This is a genomic window from Streptococcus sp. IsoGale021, assembly GCF_031142795.1.
Classification (GTDB): Bacteria; Bacillota; Bacilli; order Lactobacillales; family Streptococcaceae; genus Streptococcus; species Streptococcus hominis.
In genome coordinates this window covers 158416-184461 of record NZ_JAKZJH010000002.1, presented here as the reverse complement: position 1 = coordinate 184461, position 26046 = coordinate 158416, and the positions used below count along the sequence as shown (strand labels likewise).

25 protein-coding genes, 1 tRNA gene and 2 pseudogenes are annotated in these 26046 nt (G+C 38.9%); all 28 read left to right on the top strand.

What is annotated here, in order from left to right; genetic code table 11:
• Positions 1–19 precede the first annotated feature (19 nt).
• Positions 20–589: a GNAT family N-acetyltransferase gene (locus RG565_RS02550; protein WP_247936643.1), complete on the top strand. Its 570-nt coding sequence runs from the start codon at positions 20–22 to the stop codon at positions 587–589.
• A gap of 144 nt (positions 590–733) precedes the next feature.
• Positions 734–806: transfer RNA gene (locus tag RG565_RS02545), tRNA-Thr, on the top strand.
• 41 nt (positions 807–847) lie between these two features.
• A pseudogene (locus tag RG565_RS02540) lies at positions 848–1556 on the top strand (FAD-binding protein); the annotation flags it as partial.
• Between the two features lie 284 nt (positions 1557–1840).
• Positions 1841–3571 carry an ABC transporter ATP-binding protein gene (locus RG565_RS02535; protein ID WP_247936642.1) on the top strand — a complete coding sequence of 577 codons (1731 nt, stop codon included), beginning with the start codon at positions 1841–1843 and terminating at the stop codon, positions 3569–3571.
• Positions 3568–5304, top strand: a complete 1737-nt coding sequence (locus tag RG565_RS02530; protein ID WP_247936641.1) for an ABC transporter ATP-binding protein — start codon at positions 3568–3570, stop codon at positions 5302–5304. The genes RG565_RS02535 and RG565_RS02530 overlap by 4 nt, the downstream gene beginning before the upstream one ends.
• A 117-nt stretch (positions 5305–5421) precedes the next feature.
• Positions 5422–5919, top strand: a complete 498-nt coding sequence (gene ybeY / locus RG565_RS02525; protein ID WP_003024775.1) for an rRNA maturation RNase YbeY — start codon at positions 5422–5424, stop codon at positions 5917–5919.
• Positions 5900–6304 (top strand): diacylglycerol kinase family protein, encoded by a 405-nt coding sequence (locus RG565_RS02520; protein ID WP_049512775.1) that lies wholly within the window; start codon positions 5900–5902, stop codon positions 6302–6304. Before ybeY ends, RG565_RS02520 begins: the two co-directional genes overlap by 20 nt.
• A gap of 67 nt (positions 6305–6371) precedes the next feature.
• Positions 6372–7271 carry a GTPase Era gene (era, locus tag RG565_RS02515; RefSeq protein ID WP_247936640.1) on the top strand — a complete coding sequence of 300 codons (900 nt, stop codon included), beginning with the start codon at positions 6372–6374 and terminating at the stop codon, positions 7269–7271.
• 12 nt (positions 7272–7283) lie between these two features.
• A pseudogene (locus RG565_RS02510) lies at positions 7284–8061 on the top strand (alpha/beta fold hydrolase).
• A 2-nt stretch (positions 8062–8063) separates the two neighbouring features.
• Entirely contained in the window at positions 8064–8534 is a 471-nt protein-coding gene (locus tag RG565_RS02505) for an NUDIX hydrolase (RefSeq protein ID WP_049533934.1), read from the top strand.
• A gap of 51 nt (positions 8535–8585) precedes the next feature.
• Entirely contained in the window at positions 8586–9110 is a 525-nt protein-coding gene (locus RG565_RS02500) for a DUF664 domain-containing protein (protein WP_049512780.1), read from the top strand.
• An 8-nt stretch (positions 9111–9118) separates the two neighbouring features.
• Positions 9119–9562 (top strand): GNAT family N-acetyltransferase, encoded by a 444-nt coding sequence (locus tag RG565_RS02495; protein ID WP_308937446.1) that lies wholly within the window; start codon positions 9119–9121, stop codon positions 9560–9562.
• Positions 9563–9569: 7 nt separating this feature from the next.
• Complete coding sequence (mutM, locus tag RG565_RS02490) at positions 9570–10394, top strand: DNA-formamidopyrimidine glycosylase (protein WP_247936638.1); 825 nt, start codon at positions 9570–9572, stop codon at positions 10392–10394.
• A 3-nt stretch (positions 10395–10397) separates the two neighbouring features.
• Complete coding sequence (gene coaE, locus RG565_RS02485) at positions 10398–11009, top strand: dephospho-CoA kinase (RefSeq protein WP_247936637.1); 612 nt, start codon at positions 10398–10400, stop codon at positions 11007–11009.
• A complete protein-coding gene (locus tag RG565_RS02480; RefSeq protein WP_247936636.1) occupies positions 10987–11952 on the top strand; it encodes an NAD(P)-dependent alcohol dehydrogenase in 966 nt (321 codons plus the stop codon). Before coaE ends, RG565_RS02480 begins: the two co-directional genes overlap by 23 nt.
• Before the next feature lie 258 nt (positions 11953–12210).
• Complete coding sequence (locus tag RG565_RS02475; RefSeq protein WP_268732137.1) at positions 12211–13416, top strand: multidrug efflux MFS transporter; 1206 nt, start codon at positions 12211–12213, stop codon at positions 13414–13416.
• Positions 13400–13549 carry a 50S ribosomal protein L33 gene (gene rpmG / locus RG565_RS02470; protein ID WP_003024746.1) on the top strand — a complete coding sequence of 50 codons (150 nt, stop codon included), beginning with the start codon at positions 13400–13402 and terminating at the stop codon, positions 13547–13549. The genes RG565_RS02475 and rpmG overlap by 17 nt, the downstream gene beginning before the upstream one ends.
• Positions 13550–13588: 39 nt before the next feature.
• Positions 13589–13822 carry a preprotein translocase subunit SecG gene (secG, locus tag RG565_RS02465; protein ID WP_003024744.1) on the top strand — a complete coding sequence of 78 codons (234 nt, stop codon included), beginning with the start codon at positions 13589–13591 and terminating at the stop codon, positions 13820–13822.
• A 91-nt stretch (positions 13823–13913) separates the two neighbouring features.
• Complete coding sequence (rnr, locus tag RG565_RS02460) at positions 13914–16247, top strand: ribonuclease R (protein WP_247936634.1); 2334 nt, start codon at positions 13914–13916, stop codon at positions 16245–16247.
• Positions 16210–16677, top strand: coding sequence for an SsrA-binding protein SmpB (gene smpB / locus RG565_RS02455; RefSeq protein WP_003042669.1), 468 nt, complete (start codon positions 16210–16212; stop codon positions 16675–16677). The genes rnr and smpB overlap by 38 nt, the downstream gene beginning before the upstream one ends.
• A gap of 181 nt (positions 16678–16858) precedes the next feature.
• Positions 16859–17563: a helix-hairpin-helix domain-containing protein gene (locus RG565_RS02450; protein WP_247936633.1), complete on the top strand. Its 705-nt coding sequence runs from the start codon at positions 16859–16861 to the stop codon at positions 17561–17563.
• Entirely contained in the window at positions 17547–19775 is a 2229-nt protein-coding gene (locus RG565_RS02445; RefSeq protein ID WP_247936632.1) for a DNA internalization-related competence protein ComEC/Rec2, read from the top strand. Before RG565_RS02450 ends, RG565_RS02445 begins: the two co-directional genes overlap by 17 nt.
• Before the next feature lie 80 nt (positions 19776–19855).
• Entirely contained in the window at positions 19856–20542 is a 687-nt protein-coding gene (locus tag RG565_RS02440) for a DUF805 domain-containing protein (RefSeq protein ID WP_224785099.1), read from the top strand.
• A 543-nt stretch (positions 20543–21085) separates the two neighbouring features.
• Entirely contained in the window at positions 21086–22072 is a 987-nt protein-coding gene (locus tag RG565_RS02435; protein ID WP_247905603.1) for a Gfo/Idh/MocA family protein, read from the top strand.
• A gap of 21 nt (positions 22073–22093) precedes the next feature.
• Positions 22094–22747 (top strand): uracil-DNA glycosylase, encoded by a 654-nt coding sequence (locus tag RG565_RS02430; RefSeq protein ID WP_003029851.1) that lies wholly within the window; start codon positions 22094–22096, stop codon positions 22745–22747.
• Between the two features lie 36 nt (positions 22748–22783).
• Entirely contained in the window at positions 22784–23254 is a 471-nt protein-coding gene (locus RG565_RS02425; RefSeq protein WP_247936631.1) for an 8-oxo-dGTP diphosphatase, read from the top strand.
• A 12-nt stretch (positions 23255–23266) separates the two neighbouring features.
• Positions 23267–24544, top strand: a complete 1278-nt coding sequence (locus RG565_RS02420) for a dihydroorotase (protein ID WP_070497022.1) — start codon at positions 23267–23269, stop codon at positions 24542–24544.
• A 266-nt stretch (positions 24545–24810) separates the two neighbouring features.
• Complete coding sequence (gene metK, locus RG565_RS02415; protein WP_022525427.1) at positions 24811–26004, top strand: methionine adenosyltransferase; 1194 nt, start codon at positions 24811–24813, stop codon at positions 26002–26004.
• The last annotated feature ends 42 nt before the right edge of the window (positions 26005–26046 follow it).

Sequence of the window (26046 nt, the reverse complement as noted above, 5' to 3'; positions counted from 1 at the left end):
CATAGGAGGTTCGTGCAAAATGGAAAGTATTTATCTAAAGCTAGCTGAAAACCGAACTTTGGAAACAGAGCGCCTGCTCCTACGACCTGTGACCTTAGATGGCGCTGAGGCTATGTTTGAATATTCTTCTGATGAAGAAAATACTCGCTGTACTTTTTTACCTAATAAAGATTTGGAAGAAACTAAAAATATTATTGCTCGTTTGTTTATGGGTCGACCACTTGGAAATTGGGGGATTGAGCTGAAGGAAAGTGGTAAACTAATTGGCAGCATTGACCTACACAAGCTGGATCCGATCCTCAAAAAGGCAGCTATCGGCTATGTGATTCATAAGAATTACTGGAATCAGGGCTTGGCAACGGAAGCATTGAAAGAAATAATTCGACTGGCTTTTGAACGTTTGGATATGAATATGTTAGTAGCTCTCCATGATGTTGAAAATCCAGCTTCAGGGCGAGTTATGGAAAAGGCTAGTATGAAGTTTTCCCATATTGCCCCATACGCAGCACTCGATGAGCACGAGGAAGGCCGAATTTCTCAGAGAGCTTATTATTGTTTGACAAAGGAAGATTATTTTAAAAAATATTGATGTGAACGTGATATTTATAGGAAATTTTAATGGTGATTAGGTTCTTTTTGGGACGTTCTAACAAAAAGTTCTTTCTCTTATGATGAAAACATTTTTCAAATCTATTGACAAGAATCTGTCTGCATGATATAGTAGATGGGTACTGCTGATTTAGCTCAGTTGGCAGAGCGCATCCATGGTAAGGATGAGGTCGCCGGTTCGATCCCGGCAATTAGCATGATGAACAGGAAAAAGCCCAATTTTAATGGGCTTTTTTGCATTGGTGACGATATTAAGACATCAAATTCACCAGCTATTATAGGTGATGGTATTCTCTTAGGTCAAAGCGTTGGTACAGACCTAGTCGGCTTGGACTTTTATCAAATAATGCTGGTATCTGACCCGATTACAGGCGCCTCCGGCTAACTTCATCATGGTCAATACTTAAGGAAAACGTTTTGTAGATGAGTACGGTAGTCGGGATAAATGAGTTCGGGCAGCAATTGACAATGGTGGTTTTTTCTATCTGATTGTAGACGATAATATGAAAGAAACAGCTAGTCAAGAAAAGATTGATGCACTGGTAGCACATGGAATGATTTACCGATCAGATAGTTTGAAAGAGTTGGCTTAACAGCAACAAATGGATCCACAGGTCTTTACCAAGACGATCACAGCTTATAATATTTATGTTGATGCAGGCTATGATCCTGAATTTGAAAAGGGAGCTTTCGACCTTAAGGTTGAAAAGGCGCCGTTTTATGCTACTCCTCGGAAACCAGCCGTGCACCATACTATGGGTGGTCTTAAGATTGATACGGAAATGCATGTTATCAATAAACAAGGACAAGTTATCCGAGGTCTCTATGTAGCTGGAGAAGTAGCTGGCGGACTGCATGCCGGAAACCGTTTAGGTGGCAATTCTCTTACTGATATTTTAACTTTTGGACGTATCGCAGCCGAAATTGCTATTACAAAGAATTGCTAATCTTGATTTTAAGGCAGAAAATTCATTCAGTTTTGGGAGGATTTTTTGTAAATATTCTTGACAAGCATTTCTTTTAATGTTAAAGTATTAACTAATTAAAAGTAGAAAGGAGAATGTATCATGAATAATGTAAAACAAAACAGTACTCAGGTATATCATACGACAGAACTCCTTTCTAGCACAGCACTGTAATTTATTTTTGATGAAAAAATAAATAAAACAAGTAAGCTCAGGACAGGTCTATTCTGTCTTGGGCTTTTTTGTGCGTTTCGGAAAGGATTAGGATGATTAAAAGTTTATTTGGATATATAAAAGAGCATAAATGGTTATATTTATCCATTGCTCTGGTTTTGCTATTGTATGATTTTACCATGCTGATTCCAACACAGGTGATTCAGCGTTTAGTAGATCATCTGTCGCATCATAGTTTGACACAGCAGAATTTAATTAGAGACGTTGGTTTGTTAGCTCTGGTGACAATTTGTAACTATCTTTCGGCTTACTATTGGCATTTAAAAATATTTCAGTCGTCTATTGACTATAAGTTTCTCATGCAAAGAAAAGCTTTTGAGAAATTGGCAGCTATGAGAACGCCTTTCTACGAAAAGTTTCGTTCTGGCGATATTTTAACGCGCTTTTCCACAGATGTTGAGGGGATGATGGAGATGGCTGGCTATGGGATTGTCATTCTCTTATATGCTGGAGGCATGATTGCCTTTGTCATTCCGACCATGTTTTTTATCTCATGGGAAATTAGCTTACTGGCTATGCTTCCGCTTATGATATTGATGATATGGATTTATTTTCTTGGAAAAAAACAAGATAAACTAGTCGAAAATAATCGTGAAGCAGTGGCATCTTTGAATGATGAGGTGCTGGAAACAATAGAGGGAGTCCGAGTTGCGCGTGCTTATAGCAAGAAGACAACTCAGAAAGAACAGTTCCAATTGCGCACAAAAGCTTTATCTAAGGTTGGTGATCAAATTGCCAGCATTCAATATCTTTACGCGCCTCTCTCCTCTGTCTTTATCGCTTTATCAACGATTATTGTACTTCTTATTGGGGCTATTTTTATAAAAATGGGACAGTTAACAATTGGGCAAGTGATCGCTCTTCAATTGTATATGATTAGCCTTATTGAACCTTTTTGGATGTTGTCGGACTTTATCTTGGTCTATCAAACAGGGAAAACGTCTTTTAAAAAGGTCACAGAATTGATTGAAACGACAGATGATATGAAAATGAGTGGCAAAGAGGAGTTAAAACATCTTATCTCTATTCGTTTTCAGAATTATCATTTCACTTATCCACAAACAAAAAGACCTAGCTTGCGTAACATAGCTTGGCAAATTGAAGCAGGAAAGACGTATGGTATTGTTGGAAAAACAGGATCTGGTAAAACAACCTTAGTTCGTCAGCTTCTTCAGCAATATCCTGTTGGACGAGGTACATTTCAGATAAATGGAAAATCCGTCAGTCACTATTCACGTCCATCGATTGAAGCAATGATTGGCTATGTCCCTCAGGAGCATATTTTGTTCTCAAAATCTGTCAAAGACAATATTGCCTTTGGTAAGAGAAATGCGACATTAAGCGATATTGAGAAAGCTATTAAAACAGCAGCATTTTCAGAAGATTTAAAACGAATGCCAGACGGACTGGAAACTCTTATTGGTGAGAGAGGAGTGTCAATATCTGGCGGTCAAAAACAAAGAATTTCTTTAGCACGCGCCTTTATTAGACAACCAGAAGTCCTCATTTTGGATGATTCTTTGTCAGCAGTTGACGCTCAAACAGAGCGTCGAATTATCAAAAATCTTCAGGATATGCGAGCTAATCAGACAACGATCATTGTGACACACCGTTTGTCAGCTATCCAACAGGCAGACTGGGTTCTTGTCTTAGAAGATGGACAAATTGTTGAAGAAGGGACACCGAACCAGTTGCTAAATAAAGGAGGCTGGTATGCCGAACAATATCAGCGGCAGCAACATCAGAAAGGAGGGAGCAAATGAGTATCATTAGTCGTTTATTAAAAGAACTAAGAGTTGTTCGAACTGCATTCTTTTTTGCGGTTGGAATTGCTGTTTTAGCAACGGTGACTAGCCAACTGTCTCCTCTCTGTTTGAGAAATATGATAGACGGACCGCTTACACAGATTGGAAGCGGAAAAGATCGTCAGGTTCAGCTTTTGCAATTAGCTGGATTATACATAATGGTTGTAGTTTTGGGGAGCATACTGACTTACTTAGGTGATCGCCTTTTAGCGCATTGTGGAAACAAAGTAGCCGAACATCTGAGAAATGAAGCTTATCAAGTCATGCAAAATTTGCCGATTTCTTACTTTGATGATAAGCCGGCAGGGAAGATTGCGACCAGAATTGTAAATGACACGGAAACCTTACGAAGACAATTTTATGCTAGTTTAGTTAGTGTTTTGATTCAAGTTCTTCGGATTGTTTTTACCTACGCTTTATTGTTTTACCTTAGTCCGCTTGCTGCCTCGGTACTTTTGCTATTGCTTCCTGCTTTTTATGGGATACAAGTATTTTATAAAAAACTAACGGACAAGCCGATGAAAGACTTTTATGATTCACGGAGTGACATCAATAATCAAGTGAATGAATTGATGCATGGAGCTAGTCTGATACAGCTATATCATCAGGAAAAAATAGTTCTTTCAGAATTTGATGCAACTGCCCGAAAAATGAGCCAAGCAGATAAACAAATTGTATGGGTAAGTGCTCTTTCGTCTTGGCCATTAACGGAATTTTTAAAAAATACAGTGCTTGCTGTCATTTTGACAATAGTTGGTCAGCAATTTTTAGGCGGTCATAGCGTTATTACCGCAGGTGTACTGTTTGTCTATCTCAATTATATTATTGATTTATTTGAGATGATGGGTTTTCTGGTTCGGCTTTTTCCGAATGTACAACGATCATTGGAAACAGGAAAACGAGTTTTAGAATTGCTAGATCAACCTCAGGAAGCGGATGAGAAAACGCAGTTAACAGTCAATAAAGGTGAGGTTGTGTTTGAACATGTGAGCTTTGCGTATGAGAAAGGCAAGACTATTCTGCATGATATTAGCTTTAAGGCAAAGCAAGGGGAGACGATTGCTTTGGTGGGACATACCGGCTCTGGAAAATCTTCTATCATGAACCTACTTTATCGTTTCTACGATCCTCAAAAAGGGAAAATATATATTGATCAACAAGACATCCAACAATATTCTCGGGAAAGTCTTCGTAGTCACATGGGAATTGTCTTGCAAGATCCTTATCTATTCACGGGAACGCTAGCAAGCAATGTAGCGATGACTCATTCAGGCATCAATCGTGAAAAAGTCCTGGAAGCTTTAGAAAAGGTCGGTGCAGGGGACTTGCTGGCTCGTTGTAAAAAAGGAATTGATGAACCTGTAAGGGATAAAGGGGCAGCATTTTCGAGCGGTGAACGGCAATTGATTTCATTTGCTCGAACTCTCTACGCTAATCCCAAAATTTTAATATTGGACGAAGCAACTTCTCATATTGATACAGAAACCGAAGAACTGATTCAAAAAGCAATGGCTGTGGTAAAGGAGGGGAGGACAACTTTTATCATTGCTCACCGTTTGTCCACCATTCAAGATGCAGACCAAATTTTGGTTATTTCTGAAGGAAAGATTGTGGAGCGAGGGCAACATGATACATTAGTAAAACAAAATGGCATTTATGCTCAAATGAGCCGTCTCCAGCAACAAGTATAAGTTTTGAAAGAAAAAATGTGAAGTAAAGAGCAGAACGAAATAGTAAATGATTAATAAATCAGGCACCCCTATCTGAAATATGGTATAATGAAGTGATACTAATAAAGTGGGTGTAATATGTATATAGAAATGGTCGATGAGACAGGACAAGTTTCGGAAGAAATCATCAAGCAAACACATGATATACTGGAATTTGCTGCTAAAAAGATTGGCAAGGAAGAAAAAGAAATGGCGGTGACATTTGTTACCAACGAGCGCAGCCATGAGCTGAATTTGGAATATCGAAATACAGATCGTCCGACAGATGTTATCAGCTTGGAGTACAAGCCTGAGCTGGACATTGCCATTGACGAGGAGGATTTACTAGAAAATCCTGAGTTGGCGGAAATGTTAGAGGACTTTGATGCTTATATAGGAGAACTTTTTATTTCCATAGATAAGGCGCGCGAGCAAGCAGAAGAGTATGGTCACAGTTTTGAGCGAGAGATGGGGTTTCTTGCAGTGCATGGTTTTTTGCATATTAATGGATACGATCACTATACGCCAGAAGAAGAGGCGGAAATGTTTGGCTTACAGGAAGAAATTTTGACTGCTTATGGACTTACAAGACAATAATACAAACAAACGCAAATGGAAAAATCGAGATGTGATTTCGAGTTTAGAATTTGCTCTGACAGGGATTTTTACAGCAATAAAAGAAGAGCGCAATATGCGCAACCATGCTGTTTCAGGAGTTGCGGTTGTGCTTGCAGGCGTCCTATTTCAGGTATCTGCGATAGAGTGGCTCTTTCTCTTTTTGAGTATTTTTCTAGTCATTTCTTTTGAGATTATGAATTCAGCTATTGAAAATGTGGTGGATTTAGCTAGTGATTATCACTTTTCCATGCGAGCTAAAAATGCCAAGGATATGGCAGCTGGAGCTGTTTTGGTTGTTTCCGGTTTTGCGGTTATAACAGGAGTGATTATTTTCGTTCCGAAAATTTGGAATTTACTTTTTTAACATGAAAATCGGAGAATCCTTTCCGATTTTCTTATATTAGACTAATAAGGAATAAACGAGGTGAAAAATGACCTTTAAATCAGGATTTGTTGCTATTTTAGGACGTCCAAATGTTGGAAAGTCTACTTTCTTAAATCACGTTATGGGGCAAAAGATTGCTATTATGAGTGATAAGGCTCAGACGACTCGTAACAAGATTATGGGAATTTACACGACAGACCAGGAGCAGATTGTCTTTATTGATACGCCAGGGATTCATAAGCCAAAGACTGCCTTGGGCGACTTTATGGTAGAAGCCGCTTACAGCACGTTGCGTGAAGTGGATACAGTTCTTTTCATGGTTCCTGCCGATGAAAAACGCGGTAAGGGTGATGATATGATTATGGAGCGTTTAAAATCAGCTAAGGTTCCTGTCATCTTGGTGGTCAATAAGATTGACAAGGTGCATCCTAATCAGCTGCTGAGTCAGATTGATGATTACCGCAAGCAGATGGACTTTAAGGAAGTTGTGCCGATTTCTGCTCTTCAAGGCAATAATGTTTCGCATCTGGTTGATATTTTAAGTGAAAATTTAGAGGAAGGCTACCAGTACTTCCCAGCTGACCAGATTACTGACCACCCTGAGCGTTTTTTAGTTTCTGAGATGATTCGGGAAAAGGTTTTATTGCTGACACGTGAAGAAATTCCGCATTCGGTGGCGGTGATCATTGACAGTATGAAGCGTGATGAGGAGACTGACAAGATTCATATCCGCGCTACCATTATGGTGGAAAGAGACAGTCAAAAGGGCATTATTATTGGCAAAGGCGGCTCTATGCTTAAGAAAATTGGCTCCATGGCTAGGCGGGATATTGAACTCATGCTAGGTGATAAGGTCTTTCTTGAAACTTGGGTTAAAGTCAAGAAAAACTGGCGGGATAAAAAGCTAGACTTGGCAGATTTTGGGTATAATGAGAAAGAATATTAGAGGCTGAGGAAGATAAGGTCATTATTTGTTGTAGAAAAAGGACAGCAAAATGATAAGAGTATTGTCTTTTTGCATGCGTCTGGTTCTAGCAGTCAGATGTGGGCACATCATATCGCTCAGTTAAAAAATGATTTTCACTGTATAACTGTTGATTTGCCTGAACATGGTTCTAGCCGCGACATTGGGTGGACAAATTTTAATGATGTTACAGAAATGATTGCTGATATCATCAAAAACAGGGCTCACGGCAAGCCGCACCTTGTTGGACTATCGTTGGGAGGCAGTCTCGTTCTTAAATTGTTGGAAAAACATGCTGATTTATTTGATAGAGCGATTGTTGATGGTGCTAGTCACCACCCTATAAAAGGCTACCGCAAAGTCATTGCCGTTGTCTACATCATGTCGCTGTTTAATAACACGAAAATAGTTGCTAATTTGATGACCAAGATGATGGCAGGATGATGGGGTCACTGAAGAGAGCTATCGTCGTTTTATAATGGATTTGCAAAGGGATTCTGCTAAATCATTTCGCCGAGCAATGTCACAGGCAAATCTGCTGAGGATTACTGCAAATTTCGACAATCCTGTTTTCTTTGTTTCGGGCGGTAAAGAATTTGAGACTATTCATGAATCTCATAAAGAATTTGCAAGAAAAAACAGACTGAGTGATTGTGCCTATTATCCAAATAAAGGGCATGCTTGGTTGTTTAGTGATATTGACACGCATATACAATTACTCCGTTACTTTTTTCAAGACGGATCATTTCCAGATAAATTGAAAGGTTTCTAAATATGGACTACATTTCTTATATTCGATCAAAGGTTGGGCATGACAAGGTTATTCTGACCTTTTCTGGCGGTATTTTAGCAGATGACGAGGGACGCGTGCTGTTACAACTACGCGGTGATAAGAAAACATGGGCTATTCCAGGCGGAGCAATGGAACTTGGTGAGTCCACTCTTGATACTGCTAAGCGTGAGTTTTTTGAAGAAACAGGCATTGAGGTAGAAGCTACTCGTTTTCTAAATGTTTACAGTAATTTCGAGGAAGTTTATCCGAATGGTGATGCGGTGCAGACGGTTGTTTTTATCTATGAGCTGACGGCTGTTTCACCAGTGAATATTGCAGATTTTCACAATGAAGAAACTCTACGCCTGCGTTTCTTTTCTAAGGAAGAAATTGAGAAATTAGAATCTGTGAGTAGTAAGCATCGCCTGATGTTAGCTGAGTATTTTGATGACAACTTTGCGATGGGACATTGAGTTGAGATTGACATAATCAGTGCTTGATTTATTTTTTAAGGAGGTAGAGCAATGGAATTTGTAAATCTTTTAGTAGAAAACGTGGAACGAGTCGAGGAGCGTTTTTTATCGGTGCTGGATAATTTATCTGTGGAAGAAGTAAATGCTTTTCCGGTTGCAAATACAGTTCCGTCCATTAAGTCTGTGACTTGGTTGACTTGGCATACGGCGCGGGAGCTGGATTTTCAGATTGCTGATTTAGCTAAGACCGAGCCAGTCTGGTTCTCTAAAGGTTGGAAGAAAAAGTTTGCCTTGGATTTGCTAGATGATACGGAAGATTGGCACCATACTCCTCAAGAAGCGCATAAAGTTGTGGTGACAGATATTGAGTTGCTCAAAGGCTATCTGTCTGATGCGGTTGCGGCAACAATTGCTTATTTATCAGAGGTGAATGAAGACAGTTTGGACGATGTTGTTGATGAGAATTGGACTCCAGCAGTTAAGCGTGGGAATCGTTTAGTATCTATCATCGACGATGCTGCTATGCATTCAGGTCAGGCAATCTATGCTCGCCGCCTGCTAGGAAGAGAAGATTGAAAAAGGTAATGGTAGGGGAAGTTCGAGCGGTCGAAAAATCTCATCTAGCTGATTGGGCTTACTTTGCTCATTTAGTTTGGAAAACAGAGAAAAAGAAATTACTAGCAGCATTTTCTGAAGGAAAATTTCCTAATGAATTTTTGTACTACTTAGAGGGAGAAGCCGTTGCTTGGATCAGCTTATCTATGCGTTCGGAGTATGTGGAAGGAGCAGAGCAACTTCCTATCGCATATATTGAAGGCATAGCGGTAGCACCTGCTTTTCAAAGAAATGGCATCGCTCATCAACTTCTAGAGTTTGCACAGTCGTGGGCGACAGAAAAAGGAGTGTACCAGCTAGCTTCAGATTGTGATATGGACAATGCAGTCAGTCAAGCTTTTCACAAGAGTGCGGGATTTGAAGAAATAAGTCGAACTGTTCATTATATGTTACATTTGGATAAGAAAGGATAAAGATTTTATGCCCGAATTACCAGAAGTAGAAACGGTACGCCGTGGTTTAGAGCGGCTGGTTAAAGGAAAAGAGATTGAAAAGGTAGATGTCCGTTATGCCAAGATGATTGGAACGGGGGCAGATCCTTTTGTCTTAGAATTACCGGGGCAAAGCATTGATGCTGTTGGGCGTCGGGGCAAGTATCTGATTTTTTATTTGACGAATTGGGTGCTGATTTCGCATTTGCGCATGGAAGGAAAGTATCTTTTCTATCCTGAAGAGGTCCAGTTGACGAAGCATTCTCATGTAATTTTTCATTTTACAGATGGCAGCAGCCTCGTTTATCAGGATGTTCGGAAATTTGGCACGATGGAGTTGTTGAGAAAAGAACAAATAACATCCTATTTTACTGAGCGAAAGCTAGGACCAGAACCGACTGAATCAGATTTTCATTTACTGCCATTTGAAACCGCTCTGAAAAAATCTAAGAAATTGATTAAACCTTACCTGCTGGATCAAACCTTAGTCGCGGGTCTTGGTAATATCTATGTGGATGAAGTATTATGGCGGGCGCAGATTCATCCAGCAAGAGCAGCTCAAAGTTTGACCGCTGAAGAAGCAGAGGAATTACGCAAGCAGATTATTGCAGTCTTGCAGTTTGCTATCAAAAAAGGCGGTTCAACCATTCGCACCTACCGAAATGCGTTGGGAGAAGACGGAACCATGCAGGATTTCCTGCAAGTCTATGGAAAAACAGGTCAACCTTGTACTAGATGCGGTCACGAAATTGAAAAAATCAAACTGGCTGGTCGTGGAACTCACCTTTGTCCACATTGTCAAAAAATGAGGTAGGACATGGCAAAAATAATCGGAATTACAGGCGGTATTGCTTCTGGCAAATCGACAGTCACAAATTGTCTCAGGCAAAAGGGCTATCAGGTCATTGATGCGGATCAGGTGGTTCATGAATTGCAGGCGAAAGGCGGTAAACTCTATCAAGCATTGGTCAGCTGGCTAGGGTCTGCTATCTTGAACGAAGCAGGTGAGCTTGATCGTCCAAAACTATCTCAGCTCATTTTTTCTAGCCAAGAAAATTTAGCGAAATCTTCCCAGCTACAAAATGATATCATTCGGCAAGAGTTAGCCAATCGACGCGACCAACTGGCTAAGACTGAGGAGACTTTCTTTATGGATATTCCGCTCTTATTTGAGCAGGATTATGCAGACTGGTTTGATGAGGTTTGGCTGGTTTACGTGAATCCAGAGACACAAATCAAGCGGTTGAAGGCACGAAATGGCTATTCACAAGAAGAAGCGCAGCAACGCCTTGCCAGTCAGATGAAGCTGGAGGATAAAGTTCCTTATGCAGATTTTGTAATCAAAAATGATGGCAATTTAAAAGGGCTGATAGAACAGATTGATAAGAATCTTAGGAGATTAAGAAATGATGAAAGCAATGGTTTATAGAGGAGGCGATTTGGGGAATGCTTTTGAAGTACAAGAGAGAAAACGCCCAATTCCTAAGGAACACCAGATTCTAGTGAAAGTAAACTATTCTTCTCTCAATAATGTTGATTATGAGCGCTTTAAAAGGGAGAAACTGTCTCTGTTTGCTCGAGCAACCCTTCTTTTTGGAGGTAAAGGAAAAATTTTGGGAGGTGAAGTTTCAGGGCAGGTCGAAGCAGTTGGAGAACAAGTTCAAAACTTTAAAAAAGGAGATGAGGTCTTTGGTCAAACATTAGGTTTCATGGCTTTCGGAGCTTGGGCTGAATATGCTTTACTGGAAGAAAAGCAGACTGTACTTAAACCAAGCTACCTCTCATATGAAGAAGCAGCTGTTTTAGCTAGTGCCTCTAAGACAGCCATAGGCGCTTTATGTACAGGGCAATTGCAGTCTGGTCAGAGTGTCTTAATTTATGGTGCTTCGGGTGGTGTAGGGCACCTTTTAGTGTGTTACGCCAAAGTTTTAGGAGCATCTGTAACAGGTGTATGCAGCCAGCGCAATTTGAAGATGGCAACTGATTTGGGATGTGATAGAGTCATTGATTATCAACATGATGACTTTGAGAAAGCGGCAGGAAAGTATGATCTCATTTTAGCTGTTAATGGACATGTTGATTTGAAGATATTAAAGGCACATTTGAAGAAAGATGGTATTCTAGTAGGTGTAGGAGCGAGCTATCTGTCTGCTTCATTCTTGCAATCTTTCTTTTCAAAAAGGGTTCGTTATTTTAGTTACTTTCTAAAACCAAGGGCGGCTTATTATAATGAAATACAGATGTTAGTGATGAAGAAAGAAATCAAACCTTTCATTGATAAGGTCTATCCTATTACTCAAGTTTCACAAGCTATCCAATATGTGATGAACGAACACCCCCAAGGAAAGATTGCTTTAAGAATGCATTTTTAGTATAGATACCCCCATATTAGATGGGCTATCATTCAGATGATGCTCGAAGTATTCTAATAGATTGATTATTGGTTAATGACAAAGGATAAGAATTGTGTCAATTGAACATTGATTATAAAAAATTTTTAAAGATTGGCTGGGAAAATAATTATTAAAAGTGCACAACTAGAATCTTTAGAAGAATTAAAAAGGCAGAGTGATGTTTATTATTCTGTGTTATAAACAAGTTGGAAAGAAGATGATTTTATTAAGAATCAAGTGAATTGGAAACGGAATTTATGGATTGCTTGGCTGGGGAACTTTTTTGTAGGTGCTAGTATGTCACTAGTGGTTCCCTTTATGTCTTTGTATGTGGAAGAATTAGGTGCTAGAGGCTCCATGGTTGAATTTTATTCAGGTTTGGCGGTTTCGAGCACAGCTTTGACAGCCGCCCTTTTATCTCCTGTCTGGGGAAGTTTAGCTGATAAATATGGCCGCAAGCCTATGATGATTCGAGCTGCTTTTGCAATGACTTTTACCATGGGAGGCTTGGCGTTTGTGCCAAATGTATTTTGGCTCATTGTATTGAGACTGTTAAATGGGGTGTTTTCTGGTTATGTACCAAATAGCACGGCATTGATTGCTAGTCAAGCGCCTAAAAAGCACTCTGGATATGCTTTGGGAACATTGTCAACAGGTGTCGTAGCGGGGACGCTGATGGGACCTCTTTTAGGAGGAATGATTGCTCAGAGTTTGGGAATGAGAAATGTCTTCCTTTTGGTTGGATTTTTCTTGTTTGTTGTTACTTTGTGGACCATTTTTGGGATAAAAGAAGATTTTCATCCTGTTTCTAAGGAAAAAGAAGTTTCGACCAAGCAACTATTTCAACGAATTCCTCAAAAATCAATCCTTTTTGGTTTGTTCATTACTAGCATGGTGATTCAGATGATTGGGCAGTCCATTTCCCCTATTTTGACACTTTATATTCGCTCTTTAGGGCAAAAAGAAAATCTGCTGCTAGTATCTGGTGCAATCGTTTCAGCTATGGGAGTTTCAAGTATATTTTCTTCTAGTTGGCTGGGAAAACTAGGAGATAAAATGGGAAATCACCGTTTGCTCTTGCTGGCTCTCTTATATAGTTTTGTAATTTATATTTTCTGTGCGAGGGCTGGTACGCCGCTTGAATTGGGAATTTATCGTTTCCTGTTTGGTCTGGGAACGGGGGCGCTTTTGCCTGGAGTTAGCTCTCTGCTAAATAAAATCACTCCCAAAGAAGGTATTTCCAGAATTTTTAGTTACAATCAAACATTCTTCTATATTGGAGGTGTTATTGGTCCTCTAATGGGCTCAATGATTTCTGTACATTTTGGCTATCATTGGGTTTTCTATAGTACAGCAGGCTTAGCATTATTGAATTTTTTCTTTTTATTATTTAGTTTTAGAAAGTATTTAGGAGTGAGAGAAATCAGTGCGGGTAAAGATTAATTTAAAATGTTCAAGTTGTGGCAGTCAGAATTATTTAACAAGCAAAAATATGAAGACTCATCCAGAGAAAGTTGAAGTCTTAAAGTATTGCCCTAAAGAGAGAAAAGTGACCCTACATCTTGAATCAAAATAAATTTTATGATAAAATAGATGAGATTTTAAGGAGTTTGATATGTATAATTTATTATTAACCATTTTATTGATTTTATCAGTATTTATTTTAATCGCAATTTTTATGCAACCTACAAAAAATCAATCAAGTAATGTATTTGACGCAAGTGCAGGAGATTTGTTTGAACGACCAAAAGCAAGAGGCTTTGAAGCAGTTATGCAGCGTTTGACGGGAGTGATGGTTTTCTTTTGGTTGTTGATTGCACTAATGCTGACAATCTTATCTAGTAAATAAAATGGGCTCTGACTTTGTCTTTGCCTATTTTTTCTGTAGTAGATGAGAAAAGGCAACTTAAAGTTTAGAAAACATAAGAGAAAAGGAAAGAATGAAAGAAGAAATTTTAAGCTATTTAAGAGAGAAAAAAGAAGCTAGCATAGATGAACTGGCGCAGGGATTAGGGAAAGAAAAGGCAAAAGACTTTAGAAACCTAGTTAAAACGATTTCTGAAATGGAGCGAAAACGTCAGTTGAGCTTTAGCAATGCAGGCAAAATCCAGCTTCACAAAGAAAAGCAAATGCTTACTTTGAAAGGGACCTTTCACGCCCATAAAAATGGCTTTGGTTTTGTTACCTTAAATGAAGAAGAGGATGATCTTTTTATTGGTCGCAATGATGTCAACTATGCGATTGATGGTGATACGGTAGAAGTTTCAATCACTAAGATTGCAGATCGCAGCAAGGGAACATCTGCTGAAGCGAAGGTTATTGATGTTTTGGAACACAGCTTGAAAACAGCAGTGGGTCAGCTTATCTTAGACGAAGAGAAGCCTAAGTATGCTGGCTATATTCGATCAAAAAATCAGAAAATCAGTCAACCTATTTATATTAAGAAGCCTGCTTTGGTTTTGGATGGAACAGAGATTTTAAAAGTAGAGATTGATAAATATCCAACTAGAAAGCATGACTTTTTTGTAGCTACTGTTTTAGATGTGGTCGGTCATAAGGAAGATCCGGGGATTGATGTTCTGGAAGTTTTGGAGTCCATGGACATTGTGTCTGAGTTTCCAGAGAGAGTGTTGAAGGAAGCGTCAACGATTCCAGAGGCGTTGTCTGAAAAGGACTTTGAAGGACGTTTAGATCTACGTAATGAAATTACCTTTACCATTGACGGGGCGGATGCGAAAGATTTGGATGATGCAGTTCATATCAAGAAACTATCAAATGGACATTTTGAACTGGGAGTTCATATTGCAGATGTTTCTTACTATGTTCAAGAAGGTTCTGAATTAGATAAGGAAGCGCTCAATCGAGCAACATCTGTTTATGTGACGGATCGAGTAGTACCTATGCTGCCTGAACGCCTATCAAACGGTATCTGTTCACTCAATCCTAATGTAGATCGGCTGACGCAATCAGCTATTATGGAGATTGATCAAAAAGGTCGAGTTGTCAAGCATACCATTACACAAACAATCATTAAAACTACTTTTCGTATGACTTATAGCGATGTGAATGACATGATTGCGGGAGACGAGAAAAAACGAGCAGCTTTTAAAGCGATTGTGCCAAGTATAGAGCAAATGGCAGAGCTTCATGCTATCTTAGAAACGATGCGTTTCAAGCGAGGAGCCCTTAATTTTGATACGAAAGAAGCTAAAATTTTGGTCAATAAGACTGGACGTCCAGTAGATATTATTTTACGCCAGCGTGGACTTGCGGAGCGTATGATTGAGTCCTTTATGCTAGTCGCCAATGAAACAGTAGCAGAGCATTTTGCTAGATTAAACCTGCCCTTTATCTATCGGATTCATGAAGAACCTAAAGCTGAGAAAGTGCAGAAGTTTATTGATTATGCTTCTACTTTTGGCGTTCGGGTTTACGGAACTGCTAACTCTATGAGCCAATCTGCCCTTCAGGATATTATGAAAGCAGTCCACGGTCAGCCTTATGAAGAAGTGCTGTCTATGATGCTTTTGCGCTCCATGCAGCAGGCTCGTTACTCAGAGCACAATCACGGTCATTATGGTTTGGCAGCCGAGTTTTATACGCACTTTACTAGTCCGATTCGCCGTTATCCAGACCTTTTGGTTCACCGTATGGTGCGCGATTATGGGCATTTTAAAGAAATAGTAGAGCATTTTGAGCAAGTCATTCCAGATATTGCCAGTCAGTCTTCCAGCAGGGAACGGCGAGCTATTGAAGCAGAGCGAGAAGTAGAAGCTATGAAAAAAGCTGAGTTTATGGAAGAGTTTGTCGGAGAAGAATTTGATGGTATTGTGTCTAGTGTTGTTAAATTTGGTCTTTTTGTTGAACTCCCCAATACAGTTGAAGGCTTGATTCATGTAACCAACTTGCCAGAATTTTTTCACTACAATGAACGCAATCTAACTTTGCAGGGCGAAAAGTCAGGTGTTGTTTTCCGTGTCGGTCAACAGATTCACATTAAGCTAGTTCGGGCTGATAAGGCTACGGGAGAGATTGACTTTGAATACCTACCTAGTGAATATGATGTGATTGAAAAGAGAAAGCAATCCAATCGTGATAGGCATCAACAGTCGCATCAAGATAACAGAGGACGAAGAGACAAGTCTCCGAAAGGAAAAGTTTCTAGGGATAAGAAATCAAAGAAAAACAAGGGTAAGAAACCCTTTTATAAAGAAGTGGTAAAGAAAGGAAGCAAGAATGGCAAAGGGAGAAGGAAAGGTCGTAGCGCAAAATAAAAAAGCACGACACGACTATACCATTGTTGATACGATTGAAACGGGCATGGTTCTGACCGGAACTGAAATCAAAAGTGTGCGGGCTGCACGAATTAACCTGAAAGACGGCTTTGCTCAAGTCAAAAACGGAGAGGTCTGGCTCAGTAATGTTCACATCGCTCCCTATGAAGAGGGCAATATCTGGAATCAAGATCCTGAACGTAGGAGAAAATTGCTATTGCATAAAAAGCAAATCCAGAAATTAGAGCAGGAAACGAAAGGAACTGGAATGACTTTGGTTCCCCTCAAAGTTTATCTTAAGGACGGTTATGCCAAGTTACTTTTAGGATTGGCTAAAGGGAAACACAACTATGATAAGCGTGAATCCATTAAACGTCGCGAGCAAAATAGAGACATTGCTCGGACGATGAAGGCTTATAATGTGAGATAATGTACAAGATATAAAAATCGGAAGTTGTTTCCGATTTTTTAGTAGTTCGAGGTAGTTGATTGGTCAATCTTTATCAAAAACCCTTTTCTAACATGGCAAAAGCTGAGAAATTTTTTCAACTTTTTTATTTGTTTTACGAATAAATAGATAAAGCAAATTTTCATTCAACTTAGGAGGAAAGATGTTAGAGACAATCATTGAAAAGATGAAAGAGTATAAAATTTTGATTGGTTTAAGTTTGATTGGTTTGATAATAGCAGGATTTTTTATGATAAATGGTCAATCTAGTAGACAATCAAATGTAGCAGAGCTTGCACAGGAAACAGTTACGAGTTCGGAGGCAGAATCAAAAGAAATTTCAACTGGAACGAAGAAAAACTCACAGAAAGAAAAAGCAGAGACTCAAACGAGTTCAAGTGAAGAATCAGAATTTTTAACCGTAGATGTCAAGGGTGCAGTCAAAAATCCAGGTATTTATCAACTGAAAAAGACTAGCCGTATCAATGATGCAATTCAAAAAGCGGGTGGTTTAACGACAGATGCTGACAGCAAGTCTATCAATTTGGCGCAAAAACTAACAGATGAAGCTGTTGTTTATGTGGCAACTGTGGGTGAGAATGCGACAAGTGTTGCAAGCGGAACAGGACAATCTTCAACGTCAGGAACTAGTGAAGTCGCATCGCAAAAAGGGAATAAGGTCAATCTAAATACAGCTGATTTATCTGAGTTGCAGACCATTTCTGGCATCGGTCAAAAACGTGCGCAAGATATTTTAGATTATCGTGAGGCAAACGGGAAATTTAATTCAGTTGATGACCTGAAAAATGTATCAGGAGTTGGTGCCAAAACACTAGAAAAATTGAAAGAATATGTCACAGTGGATTAAAAGATTTCCGATTAAGCCAATTTACATAGCTTTTTTGCTTGTCTGGTTATATTTTGCAATCTACCAAAGTAGTTGGTTAGCTTGTCTTGGTTTTATCTTTCTGGTGATTCGTCTTTTTCGCTTTTATTCACCGAAAGAATATTTCATGACCTTCATGATCCTCTCTTGTTTTGCTGGTTTTTTCTTTGTTCGTAGGGAAATGGTAGAGCAGAAGACGAAAGTAGAACCTTCTCCCGTAAGACAAGTAGCAGTTCTACCTGACACGATTAAGGTAAATGGAGATTCACTTTCTTTCCGTGGTAAAACAAATGGGCAGACTTATCAAGTTTACTACAAATTGAAATCAAAGGAAGAACAGTTGGCTTTTCAAAATCTCTCTAGTCTGGTTATATTGACCGTTGAAGGGGAATTTGAAATCCCTGAGAAGAAGCGTAATTTTGCTGGTTTTGATTACCAATCCTATTTAAAAACGCAAGGGATTTATCGAATTTTAAAAGTGGATACCATTTTATCGAGCCAAGATCGAATCAGCTTGCACCCTTGTGAGTGGCTTTCTAGCTGGCGAAGAAAAGCTCTAGTATTTATCAAGAAGCATTTTCCAAATCCGATGAGTAATTACATGACAGGACTCTTATTTGGTGCCTTGGATACAGACTTCGATGAAATGAACAATCTTTACTCTAGCTTGGGGATTATTCATTTATTTGCGCTGTCTGGCATGCAAGTTGGCTTTTTTATGGAGGGTTTTCGTAAGTTGCTGTTAAGGCTGGGTCTTACACAGGAAATGGTCCATAAATGCCAATATCCATTTTCTTTCTTCTATGCGGGAATGACTGGATTTTCAGTATCCGTTGTACGGAGCTTAGTTCAGAAATTACTGTCGCAACATGGTATCACTAAGTTAGATAATTTTGCTTTAACGATGATGATATTGTCCTTGATTATGCCTTCCTTTCTTTTAACGGCAGGAGGAGTTCTCTCTTGTGCCTATGCTTTTGTTATTAGTGTGATAGATTTTGAAAGTCTGACTTCTTGGCGAAAGATTGTTGTAGAGAGTAGTGTCATTTCGCTTGGTGTTTTACCGATTCTAATCTTTTACTTTGGTGAATTTCAACCTTGGTCTATTTTGTTGACATTTGTTTTTTCACTGATTTTCGATGCAATGATGTTGCCAGGATTGACGTTGATTTTTCTTTTTTCGCCTTTGATAAAGCTAACTCAGGTCAATTTTCTATTTGAAGGGTTAGAAAATAGCATTCGTTGGATAGCAAGTGTCTTTGGCAGACCAATCGTTTTTGGGCAACCCAGTCCGCTTTTGCTGATTGTTATGCTACTTGTACTGGCTATTTTGTATGATATTAGAAAAAATAAAAAATGGGTAATATTTCTTAGTCTGTTTCTTTCATTGCTCTTTTTCATAAATAAATTTCCTTTGCAAAATGAGATCACAATGGTTGATGTTGGGCAGGGAGATAGTATTTTTCTGAGAGACTGGAAAGGACGAAATGTACTGATTGATGTTGGTGGACGTGAGGAAATTAGAACAAAAGAAGCTTGGCAAAAACGAGCGACTAGCTCAAATGCAGAGAAAACTTTGATTCCTTACTTAAAAAGTCGTGGCATAGATACGATTGATGCTTTAGTCTTAACAAATCCTAATCCAGATTATGCAGGAGATGTATTAGAAGTTGCTAAAAAATTTGCAATAAAGAAAATTTATATTTCTAGAAGTAGTCTAAGCAATGCAGATTTTCTAGAGAAATTAAGGAAAATAAACACATTCATTCATGTTGTAAAACAAGGCGACAAACTTCCTATTTTTGATCATCATTTGCAAGTTCTTTCGGGTGCTAGCAAGAACGACCATTCAATCGTTTTATATGGTCAGTTTTTCCGTACAAGATTTTTATTTGCGAGCGACTTGAAAGAAGAGGGCGAAGCAAAGTTAATGCAGCATTATCCAAAGTTGAAAACAGATGTTTTGAAAGTCGGACAGCATGGAGCCAAGGACTCATCAAGTTCAAAATTTTTGCAACAAATAGAACCAACGGTTGCGCTCATTTCTGTCGGGAAAAATAATCAATCTAAGCAACCAAGTCAAGATATAATAGAGCGATTTGCACAATTGCCTGCTAAAGTCTATCGGACAGATGAACAAGGGGCAGTTAAATTTTCAGGGTGGACAAACTGGCGATTAGAGATGGTCAAGTAATTGTTCTCTAAAAATTAATTTCCGTTGATTTATTAGGAAAAGTATGGTATTCTATTAAAAATTTAAAAATTAGGAGATTTATGATGTTTACCGCTTATAAAAAATTTTGGACTCACTATGCTGATTTTGAAGGAAAATCAACTAGATCTGACTATTGGTGGTCTGTTTTATGCAATGCTTTAATTACCCTTCCATTTGTGATAATAGCTTTTGGAGCGATTATGACAGCGATTTTCAGTGCTATTCAACAAGCAGCTTACTATGAAGGAGGGAGTGGTTTTGATCCAAGCGTCTTTATAGCTGGATTAGGTTCTACACTTTTCGTCTTTGTTTTATTGAGTTTATTTGGGATAGCAACTTTAATCCCAAATTTGGCGATTATTGTGCGTCGTTTGCGGGATGCTGGCTATCATTGGGCATTTATCTTTTTATATGCAGGTCCTATACTTTTGATGTGGGTTCCAATTTTAAATATTTTGGCTGCCGTTGCTATGTTACCATGTTCTATCGCTTTAATTGTCCTACTTTGTATGCCAACTAAAGTACAACCTATGGTTTACCAAGGACAATTTACAACGCAACAAGCACAACCTCAGCAACAATCTGTTCAAGCACAACAATTTACTCAACCACAAGAACAAGCAGTTGAACCTGAAATAACACCAACTCAACCTCAACAAGAATCTGCGATTACCACTGAAACTCCAGAACAAGTTGTTCAATCAGATGAGAAAGAGTTGGACTCAGCTATCTCTGAAGATAACTAAACTAGAAATGCTCCAATAATGTATTGGGGTGTTTTTTAGAAATGACGATTTTTTTTAATAACATTTTTAGGATTTACTCCTGAATAAGCCAATCTTGCATCTTATTTATCCCATTAGAAAAATGACCTATTTAAGCCAATTTTTAGTCTTTATTTGGATCATTGTGAAAATCAATGATAAGGCAAATGATAGCAATCGCAAAAATAAATAATCCAAATCCGATAATAGTTTTTATTATGATATTTGAAAAGTAAAATAAAGCAATAATCAAAAGTAAAAATACAATAAACCAAGACCACATAATAAACTTCCTTTCTGTCTTCATTATAACACAGGTGAATCTTTTTATATTATTTGAGATAATGTATGTCGCCTGTAGAGAGTTATGTTAGATTTCTTTTGAATGTAAAAAAAGATTGGTTTAAACGTTGAAAAGAAGTACTACTTTTCTTTCACTAAAGCAATTGATTTCTACACAAAAAGTCAGCTAAATGAAGGAAAATTTGGTATGATAAAGATAATTATGTAGATAGGAGAATGACCATGGAAAATAAGGTACGCTATAATTGGGCAACTTTAGGTACAGGTGTGATTGCTAATGAATTGGCACAGGCTTTGCAGCAGCTAGGTGGAAAGCTCTATTCTGTTGCTAACCGAACACATCAGAAAGGCTTGGACTTTGCACAAAAATACGGTATTGAAAAAGTTTATGATCAGATTGATGACGTATTTAAGGACGAAAATGTGGATATTATTTACATTTCCACGCCACATAATACGCATATTGATTTTTTACGAAAAGCATTAAAAAACGGAAAACATGTTCTATGCGAGAAGTCCATTACGCTCAATTCAGAAGAATTGGAAGAAGCGGTTTTATTAGCCGAGCAAGAACACGTCGTTTTGGCAGAAGCGATGACGATTTACCACATGCCAATCTATCGACAATTGAACAACATCATTTTTAGTGGTCAATTGGGTGATTTAAAAATGATTCAAATGAACTTTGGTAGTTACAAAGAATACGATATGACCAATCGTTTCTTTAATCGTCAGCTTGCAGGCGGTGCACTGTTAGATATTGGCGTGTATGCCTTGTCATTTGTTCGGTGGTTTATGACATCTAGCCCTCATCAAGTCCTTTCGCAAGTAAAATTTGCACCAACAGGCGTTGACGAGCAAGCAGGGATTCTTCTAACGAATGCCCAAGGAGAAATGGCGACTTTGACCTTGAGTCTTCATGCTAAACAGCCCAAGCGTGGAACAATTGCTTATGATAAGGGCTACATTGAAATGTATGAATATCCTAGAGGGCAAAAGGCGGTTATTACTTATACTGAAGATGGGCATCAAGAAATCATTGAAACAGGAAAGACGAGCGAAGCTTTAATGTATGAAGTTCTTGATATGGAAGCAGCAGTAGCTGGTGACAAAAATGAGATGCATTTGGATTACAGCTGTGATGTCATGAAAATCATGACGGATTTGCGAAAAGAGTGGGGCATGGCTTATCCAGAGGAAGAAAAATAACGATACAGAACAGGAGAAACAATGGGACATTCAGCTTGGCATAGTTTGATTAAGCAGCAGTTGCCTGACGGCTATTTTGGTAAAATCAATTACTTTTTAAATCAAGTTTATTCATCAGGGACAATCTATCCACCGCGTGAAAAAGTTTTTAATGCGATTCAGACGACGGATTTAGCAGATGTAAAAGTAGTGATTTTGGGGCAAGATCCCTATCATGGTCCGCGTCAAGCTCAGGGGTTGAGCTTTTCAGTACCAGATGATATTCCGGCACCGCCTTCTCTTCAAAATATTTTGAAAGAGTTAGCAGATGACATAGGCATCAAAGAATCTCATGATTTGACACCATGGGCACGACAAGGAGTCTTGCTGCTGAATGCCAGTTTGACCGTTCCTGCTGGGCAAGCAAATGGACATGCTGGTCAAATCTGGGAACCGTTTACGGATGCTGTGATTAAGGTTGTCAATGAAAAAGATACACCTGTTGTCTTTATACTCTGGGGCTCTTATGCACGCAAGAAAAAAGCCTTGATCACTAATCCTAGACATCTCATTTTAGAATCTCCTCATCCAAGCCCTCTCTCAGCTCATCGTGGATTTTTTGGTAGCAAACCTTTTTCTAAAACAAATGCCTTTCTAACGTCTCAAGGGATAGAACCGATAAATTGGTTATTGTGAGTAGTTTTATATAGTGGTACTTTCGAAAGGAGAAAAATGGTTAAATTAGCAACGATTTGCTACATTGACAACGGCAAAGAATTTTTATTGTTACATCGAAATAAAAAGCCTAATGATGTCCATGTTGGTAAGTGGATTGGTGTTGGGGGTAAGTTAGAGAAAGGTGAAACGCCGCAGGAGTGCGCTGTAAGAGAAATCTTAGAAGAAACAGGCTTGCGAGTCAATAAGCCAGTATTAAAAGGTATTATCACGTTTCCAGATTTTACACCTGATAATGATTGGTACACGTACGTATTTAAAGCGACAGAATTTGAGGGAGAATTGATTGACTGCGATGAAGGTACTTTAGAATGGGTGCCTTATGAACAAGTTTTGTCCAAACCGACTTGGGAAGGAGATCATACGTTTCTATCTTGGATTTTAGAAGATAAACCATTCTTCTCGGCTAAATTTTCCTATAAAGGGGATAAATTAGTGGAGAGTCATGTTGATTTTTATGGAGAATAAGGAGAAAAGTGCATGTTGTTAATTAAAAATGGTCGCGTTATGGATCCAAAATCTGGTTTTGATAAGGTTTGCGATGTCCTAGTTCAGGATAAAAAAATTCTTCAAATTGGTCAGGATTTGAAGGCAGAACATACTCAGGTGATTGATGCGACTGGATTGGTGGTAGCGCCAGGGCTGATTGATATTCATGTTCATTTTCGTGAACCTGGTCAGACGCATAAAGAAGACATTCATACGGGTGCTTTAGCTGCGGCAGCGGGTGGATTTACAACGGTTGTCATGATGGCAAATACCACTCCAACGATTTCAACAGTAGAGACGTTGAAAGAAGTAATAGAATCTGCCCATCGTGAAAACATTCATATTAAGTCTGTCGCGACCATTACAAAGAATTTTGATGGACAGCATTTGACAGATTTCAAAGCGCTTTTGGAAGCGGGAGCTATTGGTTTTTCAGATGACGGAATTCCATTAAAAAGTACAAAAGTGGTACGCGAAGCTTTGGAAGAAGCTGACAAAAATGGTACATTTATCTGCCTTCACGAAGAGGATCCAGAACTCAATGGTATCCTTGGATTTAATGAACAGATTGCCAAAGAACATTTTGGATTTTGCGGTGCGACTGGGGTCGCTGAATATAGTATGATTGCGCGTGACGTGATGATTGCTCATGCAACCAATACTCATATTCATATCCAGCATTTATCAAAAGCAGAAAGTGTGAAAGTCGTGGAATTCGCTCAGCGATTGGACACTCACGTAACAGCAGAAGCAGCGCCCCAGCATTTTTCTAAGACAGAAGAGCTATTGTTGTTAAAAGGTAGCAATGCCAAAATGAACCCGCCACTTCGTTTGGAATCAGATCGTTTAGCTGTCATTGAAGGACTTAAGTCTGGAGTTATTTCAGTCATTGCGACAGACCATGCACCTCATCACGCTGATGAAAAGAATGCAAAAGACATCACCAAAGCACCGTCTGGTATGACAGGTCTAGAAACGTCACTTTCGCTTGGTTTGACTTATTTGGTGGAAGCAGGTCATTTGACACTCATGCAGTTGCTGGAAAAAATGACAATTAACCCAGCGCAACTCTATGATTTTGAAGCGGGCTATCTTGCTGAGAATGGTCCAGCCGATCTCACGATTTTTGATGCAAATGCCGAACGCATGATAACAGAAGATTTCGCCTCAAAAGCGGCTAATTCACCATTTATCGGTGAAAAATTAAAAGGTGTTGTTCACTATACGATCTGTGATGGGCAAATTGTCTATGGAAGCAAATCATCATAACAAGCATAAGGTTGGAAGTGTTTTTCAACCTTATTGTATTTTAAATTTCTTATAATTTTTAGAAAATTTTCTGTTTATTAGGATAAAAAATGATACAATAGAGAAGTTAAAATAGTCCCGAAAAGGTAGTCAAAGGTTAAATATTAACCATAGAGACTAGTGCTTTGTAACTTTTTAACGTAAGTCTGTTTACAGATTTTCAAGTAACTTCCTAGCAATAATAGAATTTTTAGGAGGGAATATTTCATTAAAAGGGGGACATGAATATGTCAGAACGTAAACTTTTCACGTCTGAATCTGTATCTGAAGGACATCCAGATAAGATTGCAGACCAAATTTCAGATGCTATTTTAGATGCTATCTTGGAGCAGGATCCAGAAGCTCATGTGGCTGCTGAGACAGCTGTCTATACAGGCTCTGTCCATGTTTTTGGGGAAATATCCACAAATGCTTATGTGGATATTAACCGCATAGTTCGCGATACAATTGCAGAGATTGGTTATACAAAAGCTGAATATGGTTTTTCAGCAGAAACGGTGGGGGTGCATCCGTCGCTTGTTGAGCAATCACCAGATATTGCTCAAGGGGTAAATGAAGCCCTTGAAATTCGTGGAAATGCTGAACAAGATCCGCTTGATTTGATTGGTGCCGGTGATCAGGGGCTGATGTTTGGTTTTGCTGTAGATGAAACACCTGAACTAATGCCGTTGCCTATTTCTCTCAGTCACAAATTAGTCCGTCGTTTAGCAGAGCTTCGCAAATCTGGAGAAATTTCCTATCTTCGTCCGGATGCAAAATCTCAAGTAACGGTTGAATACGATGCAAACGACAAACCTATACGTGTGGATACTGTTGTTATTTCCACTCAACATGACCCAGAAGTAAGCAATGAGCAGATTCATCAAGATGTGATTGAAAAGGTGATTAAAGAAGTGGTTCCAGCAGAGTATTTAGATGAAAAAAGTAAGTTTTTCATCAATCCAACTGGTCGCTTTGTTATTGGCGGACCTCAAGGAGATTCTGGTTTAACTGGACGTAAAATTATCGTTGATACATATGGCGGTTATGCACGCCACGGAGGTGGGGCTTTCTCTGGAAAAGACGCCACAAAAGTCGATCGTTCCGCTTCTTATGCAGCGCGTTATATTGCCAAGAATATTGTTGCAGCAGGATTAGCTAAGAAAACAGAAGTTCAGCTAGCCTATGCTATCGGAGTCGCACATCCAGTATCAGTCCGCATTGATACTTTTGGCACAGGTACAGTTTCAGAAAGCAAGATTCAAGAAGCAGTTCGACAAATCTTTGATCTTCGTCCAGCGGGTATTATTCAAATGCTTGATTTGAAACGACCAATTTACCGTCAGACTGCTGCCTATGGGCACATGGGACGTACAGATATTGACCTGCCGTGGGAAAAACTTGATAAAGTAGATGCTTTGAAAGCAGTTGTTGCAAAATAAAGAAGAAGTTAGGATACAAGTCTCTTGTTTATAAATTTTTTA